The organism is Labrys wisconsinensis, from assembly GCF_030814995.1.
Classification (GTDB): Bacteria; Pseudomonadota; Alphaproteobacteria; order Rhizobiales; family Labraceae; genus Labrys; species Labrys wisconsinensis.
This window is the reverse complement of record NZ_JAUSVX010000003.1, coordinates 224,524-239,682: the sequence shown is the minus strand read 5'-3', so window position 1 is coordinate 239,682 and position 15,159 is coordinate 224,524. Positions and strand designations below refer to the sequence as shown.

Genomic DNA, 15,159 nt, shown 5'->3' with positions numbered 1-15,159 from the left:
GCGCCCGGCGATCAGCGGCCGAAGCGGGCTCGCGCCGAGCCGTCGATCACCTCGATCGGGCCGGCACGGTTGAGCGTGTGCAGGCGCCGCCCGGGCCAGAGCGGCCCGGCGCGCAGGGTCGCCGCCACCTCCTGCTCGAACCCGTCGTCGTCGAGGCGCAGCACCCGTGCCAGGCCGAGCGCCGCGCCATAGCCGGCGCGGCAGTCCTGCACCGGCCGCCAGAGCATGCCGTTCCGCCGCACCATGCGACCGGCGGGCCGTGCCGAGGCGATGTCGATCAGCACGGGATTGTGGGCATGGGGCGTCCACGGCCCGCGGAAATCCGGCGCCGACCAGAGGTGGAGCGCGTCGGAGAAGGCACCGCCGCCGTCCTGCACCGTGGCGAACATCCACCAGCGCCCGCCATGCTCGACCAGCGTCGCGTCGCCGGCGACGAGGCCGGAGAGCAGCGTCGCCTCCTTGACCCAGCCGCCGGGGAAGCGCGTGGCGCGATAGAGCTCCACAGTGCCGGCGCCGGAGGTTTCCGGGATCATCCAGGTCTCGCCGTCCCGCTCGAACACGAAGGGATAGGACAGGTGGCAATCGAGCTCGAGCACCGGCTCGGGCACGCCCAGCGGGCCGTCCGGCCCGAACGCCACCGCCGAGATGATGCCCTTGCCGAGCCGATGCGCGAAATCCTCGACGAACAGCGTCACCACGCCGTTGCGCTCGATCGGGAAGGGGTCGGCGTAGAAGCGCCGGCCGTCATCGCCGAGGTTGCGCCAGCCGCCGGCGGGGTGCGCCTCGAGGTCGATGACGTCGGGGCCGTCGACCCGGCGCCAGCCGACCCGCCAATGGGGCGAGTGGTAGCACAGGCGATAGAGGCGGCGGACCAGCGTGGCCGCGACCTCCCGGGCCGCGCGCTTCCCCAGGACCGTGGGCGAAGGCGTCGGGGCCGGATGGAGCGGCGAGGGCAGGTCGGCCGGCGCATGGAACGCGCCGCCGGCGAAGGCCGCCAGGATCAGGCTGGTCGTCCGAGTGAGCGTGTCCTCGAAGGCCGGAAGCAGGATGCCGCCGTGCTCGGTGCCCGGCCGGCCCTGCGCGACCAGGCGGGTGCCATCGTGGACCGTCACGACTGGCGCGCGGCCGGCGGCGAGGGCGGCCAGCAGGCCGAGCTCGCCGGCCATGCCGTCATAGGCCACGGTCCAGGTCGGCGTCGCGCCGGCGGGAGCGCCGCCGCAGAGGTCGAGCACCAGGTCGGCCGGACCGTCGGCGCGCGGGAAGGCCGCGAAGTCGGCGGGCGCGGCAGCCGCGGCCGGCCCTCCGGGAGGCAGCCCATGCAGCAGCCGTTCCAGGGAGAAGAGCAGGCTCGCGCCGGCGGGCAGCGGCGGGCCCGAGGCCGCCTCGACCTCCACCGTCACTCCCGGACGCGCGGCGAGGCGGTCCAGCAGCGCCCTGTGCCAGCGCCGCGGCGCTCCGGCATCGAGCCTCACTCTGAGTTTCATCGGCGGTTCCAGGCGCGCTCGCCCCTCGGGCGCATCGCGCAACCTTCGCCGATCCGGGTTGCGCTTCCGTTTATGCCGGAGGGCACGTCCATGAAATATTAAGCAAGTTCAGGATATTTTTACCACGTTTCACCCGGCATGGTTGTCCCTCCGCCCGCATCGAAGGGGTGTCCGGCGACCCGGCCTTGACCCATGGGAAGACGTCCGACGGCTGCAAATGATGAGCTCGACGACCCCTTCTGTCATCTCCAGCATCCAGCCTTCTCCCGGAGGGGTGCGCATGTCCGATGCTCAAGTCGACGACAGCGTCGAGATCGGCGATATCTGGCGGATCCTCTGGCATCGGCGGTGGATCATCGCGGTCACCGCGCTCGTCATCCTGGCTTCCACCCTGATCTACTGCGTGTTCGCGCCGCCGCTCTACACCGCGACGGCCGAGATCCTGATCGACCCGCGCGACAAGCAGGTCCTGACCAACAACATCAATCCGGTGGCGCTGCCGCCGGACGGCGGCGTCACCCAGGTCGAGAGCCAGTCCAGCGTGATTGGCTCGTCCAGCGTGCTGCTGCGCGCCATCGCCGATACGAACCTGACCGAGGATCCGGAGTTCGGTGGGCCGCCCGGCTTCTTCACCCGCACCATCGACGCCGTCGAGCGCTTCTTCGGCCTGGACCAGCCCGTCGACGACGCGGCGGAACAGCAGGACCGGACGCTCAGGGCGCTCAAGCGCCGGCTGGCGATCAAGCGGGCCGACAAGGTCTTCGTCATCGACGTCATCTTCTCCGCCAAGACGGCCGAGAGGGCAGCACGCGTCGCCAATGCCATCGCCGATGCCTATCTCGCCGACCAGTCGGGGTCGCGCGCCGCCTCGGCGACGGAAGCCTCCGATTCCCTGGCGGCGCGCCTCGACGAGCAGCGCAAGAAGGTCAACGAGGCCGAGAGCGCGGTCGAACGCTACCGCGCCGAGAACAACATCACTGCCGCCAACGGCATGCTCGTCACCGAGCAGCAGCTCACCGACGTCAGCAACCAGTTGACCGGCGCGCGCTCGCGCTCGGCCGAGCTCCTGACTCGCGTCAACCAGATCGAGGACGCGCGGCGCGGCGGCGTCAACTCGGATGCGACCGCCGAAGCGCTCAACTCCTCCGTCATCTCGGCCCTCAGGGCGCGTGAAGCCGCGCTGGTGGAGCGCGATGCGGACCTGCGCACCCAGCTCGGCGGCCGCCACCCCGCTCTGCTGGCCGTCGCCTCCCAGCTCGCCGACGTGCGCAAGCTGGTCGCCAAGGAGCTCGACCGGCTGGCCCGCTCCGCCCGCGCCGACTACGACCGCGCCGCAGCCTACGAGAAGTCCCTCTCCACCAGCCTCGATGGGCTCAAGGCGAAGGCGGAGGCCGGCAACAAGGCCTCCGTCCGCCTGCGCGAGCTGGAGCGCGAGGCCGACGCCAACCGGACGGTGTACAACTCCTTCCTGGTACGGTCCCAGGAAACCCGCGAGCAGGCAAGCATCGACACCACCAATGCCCGCATCATCACCCGCGCCATCGCGCCCCAGGAGAAGAGCTGGCCGCCGGTCGGCTTCCTGCTGCTCGGCGCTCTCGGCGGCGGCCTCGGCCTCGGGGCCGGCGCGGCGCTCGTGCGCGAATATGTGGCGCCGAGCATCCTGTCCAAGGCGCAGATGCAGCGCGCCGCAGGGGTGCCGGTGGTCGGCGTCTGGCCGATGCGCAACACGGAGGCCGCCGTGTCCGACCGGCCGCGACGGCGCTGGCCGGGGGCTCGCCGGGCCGTGGCGCTACTATCCCTGGGGCGCCGGCTGCTCGGGCGGCCTGCCGGCCTCGGGCGGGGCGGCGCGGGCATGGCGACGGCCAAGCTCGACATCGCCGTGGGCATGACGATGCGCCGCCTGGCCGAGGCCGAGGTGCTGGCACCCGCCGGGACCGGCTTTCGCGCCGTCGTGGTCACGTCGGGCGCCGTCGAGGCGGCAGAGCGCGCCCGCGTCACCCGCCGGCTGGTCCATGCCGCGGCGATGCGGGGCGACCGCGTGCTCTATATCGATGCCACCGAGCCACCGGATCGGCGCCAGCCCGCGCCCGGCCTCTACGAGGTGCTGCGCGGCGAGCGCAACCTCGATTCGGTCTGCGTGATCGAGCAGGAGAGCGGCATCGCCATCATCGGCTCGGGCCAGTACCGGCCGGGACAGGGCGATGACGCGCAGCGCTCCGCCGTCCGGCGCTTCCTGATCGAGGCGCGGCGACGCTTCCACCTCGTCCTGGTGGATGGCGGGGTCGTCTCCGACAATCTGCGCGCCGCCGCCCTCGTCGCCGAGGCCGATGCGGTCATCTTCGTCGCCCGGGTCGGCGAGACGCTGCAGAGCGACGTCACCCTGGCCGGCGAGGCGCTGGAGATGATCGGACGTCCGCTTTCGGCCGCCGTCCTGGTCGAGGCGCCGGGCCGTGGCTGAGATCCTCGCCTCGCCGGGCCGCGCAGCGCGCCTGCTGCGGATCGGGCAGCTCTGGCTGCCGATGGCGCTGGTGGTGGCGGTGCTGTTCGGCGTGTCGGGCGGGCTGCTCTGGGACGTCGGGCTCAACTATGAAGGCCTGAGCGGCGGCGCGGCCTCCAAGATCCATCCCTCGACCTACATGCTGGTGCTGCTCTTCGCCTGGGCCGCCTTCGCTTCGGGCGACATCATCGGCTACCTCGTGCATGTCGGCCGGCGCCGGCCGGCCAGCGTCTTCCTGCTGGCGGCCGCGGCGCTGATGTTCGCGCATATCGCCGCGCGCGCCGCCCCGGGCCTTGCGGGCACGATCGACACCAATCTCGGCCCGCCGCTGATGGTGCTGCTGCTGGCCGATTTCGACGAGCGCAGCAAGCAGCGCATCGAGATCACCATCCACGTGCTGATGACGGCCAACGCCCTGATGGGCCTTGGCGAGTTCTTCTCCGGCTATCTCGTGTTTCCCTACCGCTTCGACGGCGCGGTCTTCCCGACCGACACCCGCTCCACCGCCCTCCAGGGCCATCCGCTGGTCAATGCGGCGGTGGGCTGCGCCTATCTCTTGTCGCTGCTGGCCGGCGGCGGGCCGTCCCTGCCGAAGCTGATGCGCCTGCCGATGATGGCGCTGCAGTTCGCGAGCCTGGTGACCTTCGGCGGCCGCACCGCCATCGTCGTGTCCCTGACGCTGGGCTCGATCTACGCCCTGACGCGCCTGCACCGGATGCTCCGCCGGGGGCGCGTGCCGCTGCTCGGCGCGGCCGCGGGCATCTTCCTCCTGACCTTCCTGCCGCTCGCCATCGGCGGGATGGCCGCCAGCGGCTTCTTCGACGCGCTGCTGCTGCGCTTCCAGTCCGACGGCGGCAGCGCCAATGCCCGAGTCCAGATGTTCGACCTCTTCGCCCAGCTGCCCCTGCGCGACCTGATGATCGGGCCGGACGCGTCCCTGGTCGACAGCCTGCGGCGGGTCATCGGCCTGGAATGGGGCATCGAGAACCCGATCATGCGCAGCGCGCTCTACAACGGCATCATCATGACGGGCCTGTGGGCGGTGGCGATCGTGCTGTTCATCGTGGAGCTGGTCCGCTTCTCCCGGCCCGGGGTGATGCTGCCGGTCATCGGCTTCTCCATCCTGCTCAACACCTCGGAGAGCATCGGCGGCAAGACCACCATGCTCACCAAGTTCGCTGTGATGATGCTGTGCCTGTTCCCGCTGGCGCTGCGCAGGACCGCCGAGGTCCGGGCGCCGGGGAACGACGGCACCCGCGACCTCAGGCCTGCAGACCGAGCGCGTCCATGATCGCGGGGTCGAAGGCCCGGGTGTCGTCTTCCATCAGGCCCATGCCGTCGAACATGTTCCAGAAAGCCCAGGGAAAGCCGAACGCCTCGGCGGTGCGGCGCACGTCCCCGACATAGCGGGCGCGATCGGCGGCACCGGCGGCGACGTAGCGGGCATCGCTGCGCAGGGCGCCGAATTCGCCGAGCAGGATCTGGCTCGTCGGGATGCCGTGACCGGCGGCCCAGTCGCGCATCATGGCGAAATAGCGCTCGAGATAGGGCACGTCCGGCTGCGCGTCGAAATAGACCTTGAGCACCCGTTCGGTCTCTTCATAGGCGCTGCGCTTGGCCGCCTCGGGCGTTTCGCTGTCCGCGGCCATGCGCCGGCGCACCGCGGCGAGCGTTTCCTCCAGCGATCCGGCCGAGGCCGGCCAGGGCACGGCGTTGAGCGAGCGATAGACCGGCTCGCGCATCCACGGCGCGCCCTGATGCGTGAAGAGATAGGGCTCGTAGAAATGGAAGGTGAAGAGCACGCGCCCGAAGGCCAGCACCGGTGCCGGGTCGAGCGCCTGCAGGCCGGGGATCATGCTGCCGCAGGCGCCGGTGGCGACCAGCGTCAGCGCCGGCGCCGCGGCCCGGGCGGCGCCGAGCAGCGCCGTCTGTACCGGCGGCCACTCCGCCGCCGTGCAGGCCTGCTGCGGCTCGTTGATCGGCTCCAGCGCCACCCGATCCGGATCGGTCCGCGCCAGGCGTCCGGCGACGTCGCCGACGAGGGCGAGATAGGCATCGAAGGCCGGCGCCCGGGTGCTGCCGGTCATGCGCTCCGGCGTCCAGTAATGGGTGCCGCTCGCCTGGATGTTGACGACGACGCCGAGGTCGGCGCCGAGCGCCTGCGCCACGGCCGCGTCGAGCCCGTCCAGCAGGTCCCGGCGCTGCGCGCCGGTGAAGGAGAGGAACGGGCCCGGGTCGACCGGGATGCGGACGAAGTCGAGGCCCGACCGGCGCAGGCGTGCAAGGTCCTCCGGCCGCGGCACCGGCCGTCCCTCCTGGTAGGGCGGCCAGGCATAGTCCGTGCGCGGCGCCGGATATTCCCGCGTCAGCGAGAACCAGGGCCAGGTGTTGACCCCGCGCCGCAGCGTGACCGGCGCGGGGGCCGCGGAGGCCGGAACGCCCAAGGCCAGGCCGGCCAGCGCGGCCGCGCCGGCGAGCACGGTCCGACGGGTCGGAAGGCGAGGCGCGGGACGAGGCACGAGATTCATGGCCGCTGCCGCACGGCATGGACCTCGTGCTGGCTAGGGCGGGCCTGCACCACGGTGACCGTCTCGCCGTTCAGCATGAGAAACTCGGTCTCGTAGGCCTCCAGGATGTCGGCCCAGGCGAAGCGGGCAAAGCCCCTGGCCCGGGTCGCCCGGCGCGCCCGTTCGACCGCGGCGTCGTCGTGGAGCACCTTGGCGATCAGCTGGTCGCACTCGGCGACGTTGCGGAAGAAGAAGCCGGCATCGCCCGCCGTCCAGCGGTTGAAGGTGTTGTCGTGGGCGATGACGACGTTGCCGGCCCACAGCGATTCCACCAGCGACGGGTTGGTGCCGCCGACGGTGTGGCCGTGGAGATAGGCGCGGGCGTGGAAGCGCAGCGCCTTCACCGTCTGGGGGATGTAGATGGCGCCGGGGAAGAGCACTTCCTCGCTCGCCGCGGCACGGATCGCCTTGTGATAGGGGTTGTCGTCGCTGAACTTGCCGAGCACGACCAGCTTGGCGCCCCGCCGGCTGCGCGAGAAGGCCTCGACCATGGTCAGGATGTTGTTGTCCGGCTCGATGCGCGCCACCGACAGGAGATAGCGGTCCGGCTCCAGCCCCAGGGCCAGCACCGGCTCGACGTCGGCGGACCGAACGGGATCGGCGCCGTAGGGGATCATGACGCAGGCCTTGCGCGACCGGCGGGTCGCCAGGTGATTGGCGATGGCCGGATGGTCGGCCACCAGGCGGTGCGAGGTCCAGGCGGCGATCCATTCGTTCACCCAGAACCAGGTCCGCGCGGCCAGCCCCCATTTGGGCCGGCGCCATTCGATCCCGTCCATGTTGGTGATGATCTTGCGCCCCCGCAACCGGAGATAGGGCAAGAATGCCGCTCCATTATATCCCAGAACGAGACAGATGCCCGGCCGCCTCGCGGCGTCGAGGACGCAGAGGGCGTCGAACTCCAGGGTGGAGCGCGGGCCGCTCGATGTGACTTGGACGTGGACGCGGTCGACGCCGCGCCATTCATCCCTGGTGAAACGCTGCGACAACTTGGCGACGTCCTGCTGGCAATAGACCGTGACCTTCCAGCCGCGCCCCACGAGGAAGAGGGCGAGACGCTCGGCGAAGGTTTCGAACCCGCCATGTGCGGCTGGAATGCCTCTGGTACCCAGAATCAGCAAGGATCGATCACTCAGCGTTTGGGGCTTCGTGGTCATGTCTGCTCCGACCCATAACGATACAGATGGTTGCCGCGCCAGAGCCTCAGCAACCGCCATGCCACGGGCTGCCGAGGCATCGCCCGCAGCCGCGGCCGACGGCCGGGCCTGATCGACGGCACCGGCGTCCCGGCGTAAGAGAGCAGGGTGGATTCGCGCGCGGGAGGCGGCCGGCGGCCGTTCGGGCGCGAATGACGCGGCGTCACGGCATCGATTGTGGCGATCCGTTAACGCAATCCGAAGATGCGCCGTCCGGGGCCGTCATCGGGCCCAGGACCGGAGGAGGGCGGGCATACGCCTTGCTATGCCATGCCTGACACGGCCAGCCCGTTCCAACTCGGGACAGGCGATCGGGATTGCGGATCGGATCGATGAGCCAGAATCGGAATTTGCGGATCAGCTGCGTCCATCAGGGCTACGAGCTCTATGGCTCGGACCGCTGCTTCGCCGAGAGCGTCAAGGCGATCCGGCGGGCCTATCCCGATGCCGAGATCGAGGTCGTGCTGCCGCACGAGGGGCCGATCCTCGAGCTGTTCGAGGGCCTGGGCTGCCGCATCGTGTTCGCGCCGATCTGGGTGCTGCGCCGGCGCACGCTCGCCAAGCTGGCGACGACCGGGCTGACCTGCTTCCTGCCCGGCATCGTGCGCGCCGCATGGCGGATGTACCGGAACGACCTCGTCTACATCAACACTTCCGTCATCGCCGACCACATGGTCGCAGCCCGCCTGTTTCGCGGCAAGACGATCCTCCATGTTCACGAGCTGCCGGAGGGCGCGACGCTGCGCCTGCTGCGCCTGCTGGTGCGCTGGAGCCGGGCCGAGATCATCTTCAACTCCAACGCGACTCGTGCCGCCTTCGCGCTGCCGGCGATGCGGAGCCAGGTCATCTACAACGGCATCGCCGGCCCGCGGGCGCCCGCCGCGCCGAGCTATGACGGCCGGCGCCCGCTGCGGGTGCTGATGCTGGGCCGCATCAACGGCACCAAGGGCCAGGAGGTGCTGGTCGAGGCGATCCGCCAGGTGCCGGACCTGCACCAGCGCATCGCCGTGCGGATGGTCGGCGGCGCCTTCGAGAACGAGAGCAAGGAAGTGGCCCTGCGCACCCTGGTCCGAGACAATGGGCTCGCCGACATCGTTGCCGTGCTGCCCTTCTCGGCCGACCCGGACGAGCACCTGCGCTGGGCGGACGTGGTGGTCGTGCCGTCCAGGCGCTCGGAAGCGCTCGGGCGGGTGGCGATCGAGGCCATGGCCTATGGCCGCCCGCCGATCGTCTCCGACGTCGGCGGGCTCAGGGAGATCGTCGAGCACGACCACACGGGGTGGCTCGTGCCGCCGGAGCGGCCCGAGGCCCTGGCAGCGCGCCTGCGGGCGATCATCGAGGCGCCGGCCAGCCTGGCGGACAAGGTGGAGCCGGCCCGGCGCCGCTACGAGGCCCTGTTCAGCGAGGGCGCGGCCGCAGCGGCGATCTCCTCCGTGGTCGCCACCATGATCGGGCCCTCCAGGCACCGAGGGGGCCGGCTCGGCCCCGACACCATGCTGCTGGATCGGGCCTGACGATGCTGGGACATCTCCTCAGGCTGATCCGCCGCTTCGCCCTGACGCTCGGCGGCGAGATCCTGCAGAGCGCCTTCCATTTCGGCCTGAACATCGTGCTGGTCCGCAGCCTGGCGGCCCAGGACTACGGCATCTTCGCCATCGTCATGCTGGCGGGCGGCATCGCCCTGTCCTATGTGCGGGCGGTGCTCGGCATGCCGGCGGGCCTCTACATCCCGCAGCGGCTCGGCACCCGCGCCGAGCGGGCCTATGACGCGAATTTCGGCTCCGCCGCGCTCGTCCTGTCGGTGCTCATCGGCCTGGTGGTGGCGGCGCTGCTCGAGCTCTGGCTCCATACCGACGCCGCGTCCGGCGCCCTCTTCGTCGGTCTGTGGTCGCTGCGCAGCTATCTGCGCATCGCCCTGCTGGTCAAGCGCCAGCAGGTCTTCGCCGGCGCGAGCGACGCGGCCTTCGCGGTCGGCGGCACCATCCTGAGCCTCCTGTGCATCGGCCGCTTCGACGCCGATCCGCTGCGGGTGGTCTTCTACGTCCTGATCGCGGCGAACGTGCTGGCCATCGCCGTGGCGATCCTGCTGCAGCGCCAGCCCGTCCGGATCACCTTCGGCTCCGGCACGCGACGGCTGTTCCGCAGGATCTGGCGCCAGCTCGCCTGGTCCGCCGCCACCTGCACCACGGCCGTCCTGCAGGCTCAGGGGCTCGTGATGCTGGTGGCGACGATGGCCGGGCCGGCCGCCTATGCGCCGATCGCCGCCGTGATGGTCCTGTTCGGGCCGATGCGCATCATCGCCTTCTCCTTCACCAACACCATGCAGCCCGAGCTTGCCCTGCTGCTCTCCAAGGGCGAGATCACGCGCATCCGCCATCTCATGGTGATCTGGAGCGCGCTGCTCGCCGGCATGTCGCTCGCCTACGGCTTCATCGCCTTCATGGCCCTGCCGCTGCTGGGCTCGGCCATCTTCGAAGGCCAGCCGAAATATCTGATCGCCGCCTTCATCTGGGCGATCTCGATCACCTACCTCGTCCATCTCATGCCCCGCATGCTGATGGAGGTCCTGCATCAGTTCCGGCTGGGCGCGATCATCAGCGCCGCCAGCGTCGTGATCGGCATCACCACCGTCGTGGTCCTGCTCGTCGTCTCCACCCCGGCCTGGTCGCTGCTCGGCAATCTCGTGTCCGAGCTGTTCATCTTCGTCTGCGCCTGGGGCGCCGTCCTTCGGGCCCTGCGCGCGCGGGCGGACGGCGAGGTTCCGCCGGTCGAGACGCCGCCTGTCAAATCCTCGCCGCTCGACACGCCCGCGATGGGCGATCCGCTCTCACGCCAGGATTCGGCCTCGCTCGCCGCCGGCTCGGCCTGAGAAACCAAGGAGTGCTCTTGCCATGAGCCAGGAAGCGCCGATATCCGTCGATCTCGCCCAGCCGCTGCCGGCGGCCCTTCTGCCCGACATCAGGACTGCCGCCGTCCGCCTCGCCCGGCCGCCGCGCTTCGAGGCACGCCTGCATGCCGGCCTGGACCGGGTGGCGGGCATCTGGCGCCATTTCGAGACGGCAGGGGCGAGCACCGTCTATCAGAGCGCCCATTGGGCCCGAAGCGCCGCGCAGCACCTTGCCTCTCCGGCGGGGGCCTCGCCCTTCCTCGTCGAGGTCCGCGACGCGGATACGCGGCGCCCGCTGATGCTGCTGCCGCTCGTGCTCCGCCGCAGCGGCGGCTGGCGCATCGTCGAAGGCCTCGATTTCGGCGTCTGCGACTATGCCGCGCCGCTGATGGCGCCGGGCCTGGACCTGGCGCCCGAGGACATGGACGGGCTGTGGAAGGCGGTGCTGTCCGTCCTGCCGCCGGCGGACGTCCTGCGCATCAGCCGCCTGCCCGAACGCATCCGCGGCATGCGCAACCCGATGACCCTGCTGCCGGAGTGCCGGCGGATGGACATGCAGTCCTACGGCCTGCCGATCGACGGCGATCCCGAGACGCTGCTGTCCCGGGTCTGCGCGCCCTCCATGGCCAAGGACCTGGCCTGCAAGATGCGCCGCCTGCACAAGCAGGGCACGGTGCGCTTCGTCCAGGCCACGACGCCCGACATGGTGCAAACGCTGTTCGCCGCCCTTCTGGAGCAGAGGCTGAAGCGCTTCCGCGAAGCCGGCCGCTTCGACCTCCTCACCCGGCCCGGCGTGCCGGAATTCTATCTCGACGCCGCCCTGGGCAGCCTGCGGGGCGGAGGGCCGGTGCGGCTGTTCGGCATTTCCGTCGATGGCGAATGGGTCGCCTGCGCCTATGGTCTGGTCGGGGCCGGCGCTTTCCACGGCATCATCCTCAGCATGGCCGACGGCGAGTGGCGCCGCTGCTCGCCCGGCCTGTGCATGGTCGGCGAGGTGATGAAATGGGCATGCGCGCAAGGCCTGCCCTATTTCGACATGACGATCGGCGCCCTCCAGTACAAGAGCGGCTTCAGCGCCAGCGGGCACGACCTCTACGAGGTGACGCGGGCGCTGACGCCGGTCGGCGCGGTGCTGATGCGCGCCGGCCGCCTGAAGGCCGAGGCCAATGCGTGGATCCGCCGCCATCCCAGGCTCTTCGCCCGTCTGCGTGCCATCGTGCAGACGGCGCGCCGGGTGGAGGCCGGGATCGCCCGGTTCGTCTGGAAGGAAACGGCTGAGGGCAGCGGGGCTGGGGGCAGCAACCGCTCGCAGGGACATGCCACACCATGATCAGTGAACAGATCCCGTCCTCGGGCGCGGTGCCCTCGGACGGACCGCCGCAAATCGCGGGGCGCGAGCAGCTGCTGCGCGCCCCACGCCAGACGCGCTCCTTCGCGGCGCGGACCCATGCTTCCCTCGAAGCGGTCGAGCCGATCTGGCGCCGCTTCGAGCGCGACGGCAACTGCACGGTCTACCAGAGCTACGAGTGGGCGCACCGGGTCGTCCGGCATCTCGCCGCGGGCTCGGGGGCCGTGCCGCTCGTCGTCGAGGTGTTCGATGCCCAGTCGCGTCTGCCCCTGATGCTGCTGCCGTTCATGGTCCGCAAGGCCTATGGCTGCCGGATCGTCGAATGGCTGGATTGCGACGTCTGCGACTATGCCGCCCCGCTGCTCGCCCTCGGCTTCGTCCCGACCCTGGCGGAAATCGTCGCGCTCTGGGCCGTGGTGTGCCGCAGCCTGCAGCCCGCCGACTTCCTGCGGATCCAGCGCATCCCCCCGACGCTCGGAGCGGTCGCCAATCCGCTCGCGCTGCTGCCCGCCGTCACGCCGGCGCCGACCCGGTCCCACGGCCTGCCCATCGACGGGCCGCCCGACAGCCTGCTCAAGCGGGTCTGCCGGCCGTCATTGGCCAAGGAGCTCGGCAAGAACGCCCGCCGCCTCGAGCGCCAGGGTCGGCTGCGCTTCGTCGAGGCGGACAGCCGTGTCGACGTCGAGAGCCTGTTCTCCGCTCTGATCGAGCAGCGGCGCACCCGGTTCCAGCAGGTCGGGCGCTTCGACCTGCTGGCAGATCCCCGCGTCCAGGCCTTCTATCTCGACGCGGCGCTGGGCAGCCTCGGCGGGCACGGTCCGGTGCGGCTGTTCGGGGTCAGCCTCGACGGCGAATGGATCGCCTGCCAGTACACCCTCGTGGACCGGGACAGGCTCCATGCGCTGGTCCTGACCATGGACGAGGAATGGCGCAAATATTCGCCCGGCATGCACGTGGTCGGCGAAGTGATGATCTGGGCCCGCCGCAAGGGTCTCAGCTATTTCGACCTGACCATCGGCGACCTGCCCTACAAGGCCGCGTTCGGAGCGCGGGAGAACCAGCTCAGCGAGCTGCGCCAGCCCCTCAGCGCCCGCGGCGCCGTCGTGCTGGCAGGCCTCGCCGCCGCCTGGGCCGGCAAGTCGGTCCTCCGCCGCCAGCGGCATCTCTACGATACGCTGCGCAGCGGCCGCCAGGCGCTCCGTCGCCTGCAGGTCCGCATGGCCGCGGTCCGCTCGCGGGGCGAGGCCTGAAGACCTGCGCCGGCTCGACGAGAGCCGGCGGGCGGCGGGGCGAGGGGCGTCCCGATCGGCCGCCACCCTTGTCTCCCGGCGTCCCGTCTGCTTCATGGGCGCATGGAGGATATTCTACTTCGCCGGGCGGTCCTGGCCGATGCCGCCGTCCTGCCTGATGTCGAGCGGTCCGCCGACGCCGTGTTCCGTGGCGTGCCGGGCCTGGAATGGATCGCCGACGACGCCGTGCTCGGGGTCGAGGCGCAGCGGCGCTGGATCCGCCGGGGCCATGTCTGGGTGGCGGAGCAGGCCGGCCGCGGCATCCTCGGCTTCGTCACCGCGCAGGAGGTCGAGGACCTCTTCCATATCTGGCAGATCGCCGTGCGGGCCGAGGCGCAGCGCGCCGGCATCGGCCGGGCGCTGATCGCGCGGGTCGAGGCGACGGCGCTCGCCGCCGGCCGCAGCGCGCTCACCCTGACCACCTTCCGGGCGCTCGCCTTCAACGAAGCCTTCTACGCCGGCCTCGGTTTCCGCGTGCTGCGGCCGTCGGAGTGCCGCGGGCGGCTCGCGGGCATCCTGCGCGCCGAAGCCGAGCACGGCCTGCCGGCCGAGCGGCGCTGCGCCATGCGCAGGGACCTCGGTACGCCCGATCGCTCGCGCGCCGAGCCTCACGCGACGTAGGACGCCCCGGCGACGATGGTGCCGACGACGCCCAGCGCCAGCGACGCATACCATGGCCAGCGCCGGCCGCCGGTGATGATGGCGATGGTCGCGACCGCGATGGCGATGTGCAGCATCGTCGTGGCGATGGTCAGGAGATGGTGGCGCGCCTCGTGGCGCTCGGCCTCCCGCAGCGCGGCGTCCGAGCGGGCCTCGAAATCCTTGGCCGTCTTCTGGGCCTGGACACTGTCGGCCTCGTTGCTGGCTGCCTGGGCCCGGAACGCGTCGGCCTTGGGCCCGCCCCCGGCCTCGGCGATCTCGTACATGTTCTTCTTCAGGCTCTTGGCCTCGAAGAAGTTCCAGTTGTCGGTGGCCTTGTTCTGGAAGAGCACGGATTCGGTCTTGGCGCCGGCGGCCGCGCCGCTCTCGATCGTCTCCAGGCTGCCGACGCTGGCGGCCAGCACGGCGAGGATGGCGATGGTCATCGCCACGCGCGGCACGAAGCGGTCGGTGCTGTGCGCGGCATGCTGGGCATGCTCGGTATGCTCGTAGGCCTCGGTGGGGGCGTCGTCCATGGCGGTCCTGCGTCGGATGGAACAGGCGGCACGGCCGCCATCGGCCCGCGGCCGCGGCAGCGGCCCGGTGCGGAACCGGCGCTAGTCCAGCTCTGTGCCCGTTTGATGGTCGGATCGGGGCGGAGCACCGATCGTCCCCAGGGGAAGGCGCGTCAGGGTGTCGTCGAGCCCTGCGGTGGTTGCTTGAGGCCCTTCTGGGCCTGGAGCGCCAGCACCCGGACCAGGGCCGCCTGGCGCAGCCGTTCCTTCGTGGTCTTCATCAGCCGATCCGCCATCTTGCTATAGGCGGGCAGGGATTCGTAGAGCGCCTGCAGGGCGGCCTCCTTGTCGGCGCAGGCCGAGAGAGCCGCGGCCACGATCGCATCGGCCGCGTCGCTGCCGGCGAGGGCGCCGCGGTCGGTCTGAGCCAGGACGCAGCGGTTCCAATCCGCCACGATCTCGTTCTGCTTGCGCACCGACTGAGCGGCCTGCTTCTCGCGCGCCAAGGCGCCCGACGACAACACGGCAGCCGCGACCAGGGCTGCCAGAACAACACGCATCGACCTCTCCATTGCCACTGCTCGCCGGCGAACGCTGTTCGGCGAACGGTGCTCCTCGGATTCTAGGGCTCGGCCGCGGTGATTCACAGGGGAATCGGGAAATGGCCACCGGCATTCAAGGGGGCGCATTCCGGGGGCCGTCCCGTGCGTCGCCTGCCCTGTCGCGCATATGTCATG

The 15,159-nt window shown here is 70.9% G+C and carries 12 protein-coding genes; 7 read left to right on the top strand and 5 right to left on the bottom strand.

Going from position 1 to position 15,159, the window contains the following annotated elements:
- Nucleotides 1-11 precede the first annotated feature (11 nt).
- Entirely contained in the window at nucleotides 12-1,484 is a 1,473-nt protein-coding gene (locus QO011_RS11105; RefSeq protein WP_307271595.1) for a glucosamine inositolphosphorylceramide transferase family protein, read from the bottom strand.
- A 280-nt stretch (nucleotides 1,485-1,764) separates the two neighbouring features.
- Between QO011_RS11105 and QO011_RS11100 the strand changes: the two genes are divergently transcribed.
- Nucleotides 1,765-3,942, top strand: a complete 2,178-nt coding sequence (locus tag QO011_RS11100) for a GumC family protein (protein WP_307271594.1) — start codon at nucleotides 1,765-1,767, stop codon at nucleotides 3,940-3,942.
- Nucleotides 3,935-5,272 (top strand): VpsF family polysaccharide biosynthesis protein, encoded by a 1,338-nt coding sequence (locus tag QO011_RS11095; RefSeq protein WP_307271592.1) that lies wholly within the window; start codon nucleotides 3,935-3,937, stop codon nucleotides 5,270-5,272. Before QO011_RS11100 ends, QO011_RS11095 begins: the two co-directional genes overlap by 8 nt.
- Here the strand turns inward: QO011_RS11095 and QO011_RS11090 are convergent.
- Together QO011_RS11090 and QO011_RS11085 are read right to left on the bottom strand one after the other, a co-directional pair.
- Entirely contained in the window at nucleotides 5,244-6,509 is a 1,266-nt protein-coding gene (locus QO011_RS11090) for a glycoside hydrolase family 5 protein (RefSeq protein WP_370881944.1), read from the bottom strand. The two genes, QO011_RS11095 and QO011_RS11090, sit on opposite strands and share 29 nt — an antisense overlap.
- Nucleotides 6,506-7,705 carry a DUF1972 domain-containing protein gene (locus tag QO011_RS11085; RefSeq protein WP_307271587.1) on the bottom strand — a complete coding sequence of 400 codons (1,200 nt, stop codon included), beginning with the start codon at nucleotides 7,703-7,705 and terminating at the stop codon, nucleotides 6,506-6,508. Before QO011_RS11085 ends, QO011_RS11090 begins: the two co-directional genes overlap by 4 nt.
- Before the next feature lie 371 nt (nucleotides 7,706-8,076).
- On the opposite strand from QO011_RS11085, the gene QO011_RS11080 reads away from it, so the two are divergent.
- The 5 genes from QO011_RS11080 to QO011_RS11060 all read left to right on the top strand — a co-directional run bounded on the left by QO011_RS11080 (nucleotide 8,077) and on the right by QO011_RS11060 (nucleotide 13,889).
- On the top strand, nucleotides 8,077-9,258 hold the full coding sequence (locus tag QO011_RS11080) for a glycosyltransferase family 4 protein (RefSeq protein ID WP_307271584.1): 1,182 nt from the start codon (nucleotides 8,077-8,079) through the stop codon (nucleotides 9,256-9,258).
- Between the two features lie 2 nt (nucleotides 9,259-9,260).
- The gene (locus tag QO011_RS11075; RefSeq protein WP_307271581.1) at nucleotides 9,261-10,613 is read left to right on the top strand and encodes an MATE family efflux transporter; all 1,353 of its coding nucleotides are present in this window, start codon (nucleotides 9,261-9,263) and stop codon (nucleotides 10,611-10,613) included.
- Nucleotides 10,614-10,635: 22 nt separating this feature from the next.
- Nucleotides 10,636-11,961, top strand: a complete 1,326-nt coding sequence (locus QO011_RS11070) for a GNAT family N-acetyltransferase (protein ID WP_307271579.1) — start codon at nucleotides 10,636-10,638, stop codon at nucleotides 11,959-11,961.
- Nucleotides 11,958-13,229 (top strand): GNAT family N-acetyltransferase, encoded by a 1,272-nt coding sequence (locus QO011_RS11065; protein ID WP_307271576.1) that lies wholly within the window; start codon nucleotides 11,958-11,960, stop codon nucleotides 13,227-13,229. The genes QO011_RS11070 and QO011_RS11065 overlap by 4 nt, the downstream gene beginning before the upstream one ends.
- A gap of 102 nt (nucleotides 13,230-13,331) precedes the next feature.
- Complete coding sequence (locus tag QO011_RS11060; RefSeq protein WP_307271574.1) at nucleotides 13,332-13,889, top strand: GNAT family N-acetyltransferase; 558 nt, start codon at nucleotides 13,332-13,334, stop codon at nucleotides 13,887-13,889.
- Here the strand turns inward: QO011_RS11060 and QO011_RS11055 are convergent.
- Together QO011_RS11055 and QO011_RS11050 are read right to left on the bottom strand one after the other, a co-directional pair.
- Nucleotides 13,877-14,443 (bottom strand): DUF4337 family protein, encoded by a 567-nt coding sequence (locus tag QO011_RS11055; protein ID WP_307271571.1) that lies wholly within the window; start codon nucleotides 14,441-14,443, stop codon nucleotides 13,877-13,879. The genes QO011_RS11060 and QO011_RS11055 overlap by 13 nt on opposite strands.
- Before the next feature lie 152 nt (nucleotides 14,444-14,595).
- Complete coding sequence (locus QO011_RS11050) at nucleotides 14,596-14,982, bottom strand: hypothetical protein (RefSeq protein WP_307271569.1); 387 nt, start codon at nucleotides 14,980-14,982, stop codon at nucleotides 14,596-14,598.
- Nucleotides 14,983-15,159: the final 177 nt, after the last annotated feature.

Coding starts and splice junctions, on each gene's coding strand:
- QO011_RS11050 (WP_307271569.1), bottom strand. CDS start 14,982: ATGCGTGTTGTTCTGGCAGCCCTGGTCGCGGCTGCCGTGTTGTCGTCG.
- QO011_RS11080 (WP_307271584.1), top strand. CDS start 8,077: ATGAGCCAGAATCGGAATTTGCGGATCAGCTGCGTCCATCAGGGCTAC.
- QO011_RS11100 (WP_307271594.1), top strand. CDS start 1,765: ATGTCCGATGCTCAAGTCGACGACAGCGTCGAGATCGGCGATATCTGG.
- QO011_RS11060 (WP_307271574.1), top strand. CDS start 13,332: ATGGAGGATATTCTACTTCGCCGGGCGGTCCTGGCCGATGCCGCCGTC.
- QO011_RS11105 (WP_307271595.1), bottom strand. CDS start 1,484: ATGAAACTCAGAGTGAGGCTCGATGCCGGAGCGCCGCGGCGCTGGCAC.
- QO011_RS11075 (WP_307271581.1), top strand. CDS start 9,261: ATGCTGGGACATCTCCTCAGGCTGATCCGCCGCTTCGCCCTGACGCTC.
- QO011_RS11055 (WP_307271571.1), bottom strand. CDS start 14,443: ATGGACGACGCCCCCACCGAGGCCTACGAGCATACCGAGCATGCCCAG.
- QO011_RS11085 (WP_307271587.1), bottom strand. CDS start 7,705: ATGACCACGAAGCCCCAAACGCTGAGTGATCGATCCTTGCTGATTCTG.
- QO011_RS11090 (WP_370881944.1), bottom strand. CDS start 6,509: ATGAATCTCGTGCCTCGTCCCGCGCCTCGCCTTCCGACCCGTCGGACC.
- QO011_RS11065 (WP_307271576.1), top strand. CDS start 11,958: ATGATCAGTGAACAGATCCCGTCCTCGGGCGCGGTGCCCTCGGACGGA.
- QO011_RS11070 (WP_307271579.1), top strand. CDS start 10,636: ATGAGCCAGGAAGCGCCGATATCCGTCGATCTCGCCCAGCCGCTGCCG.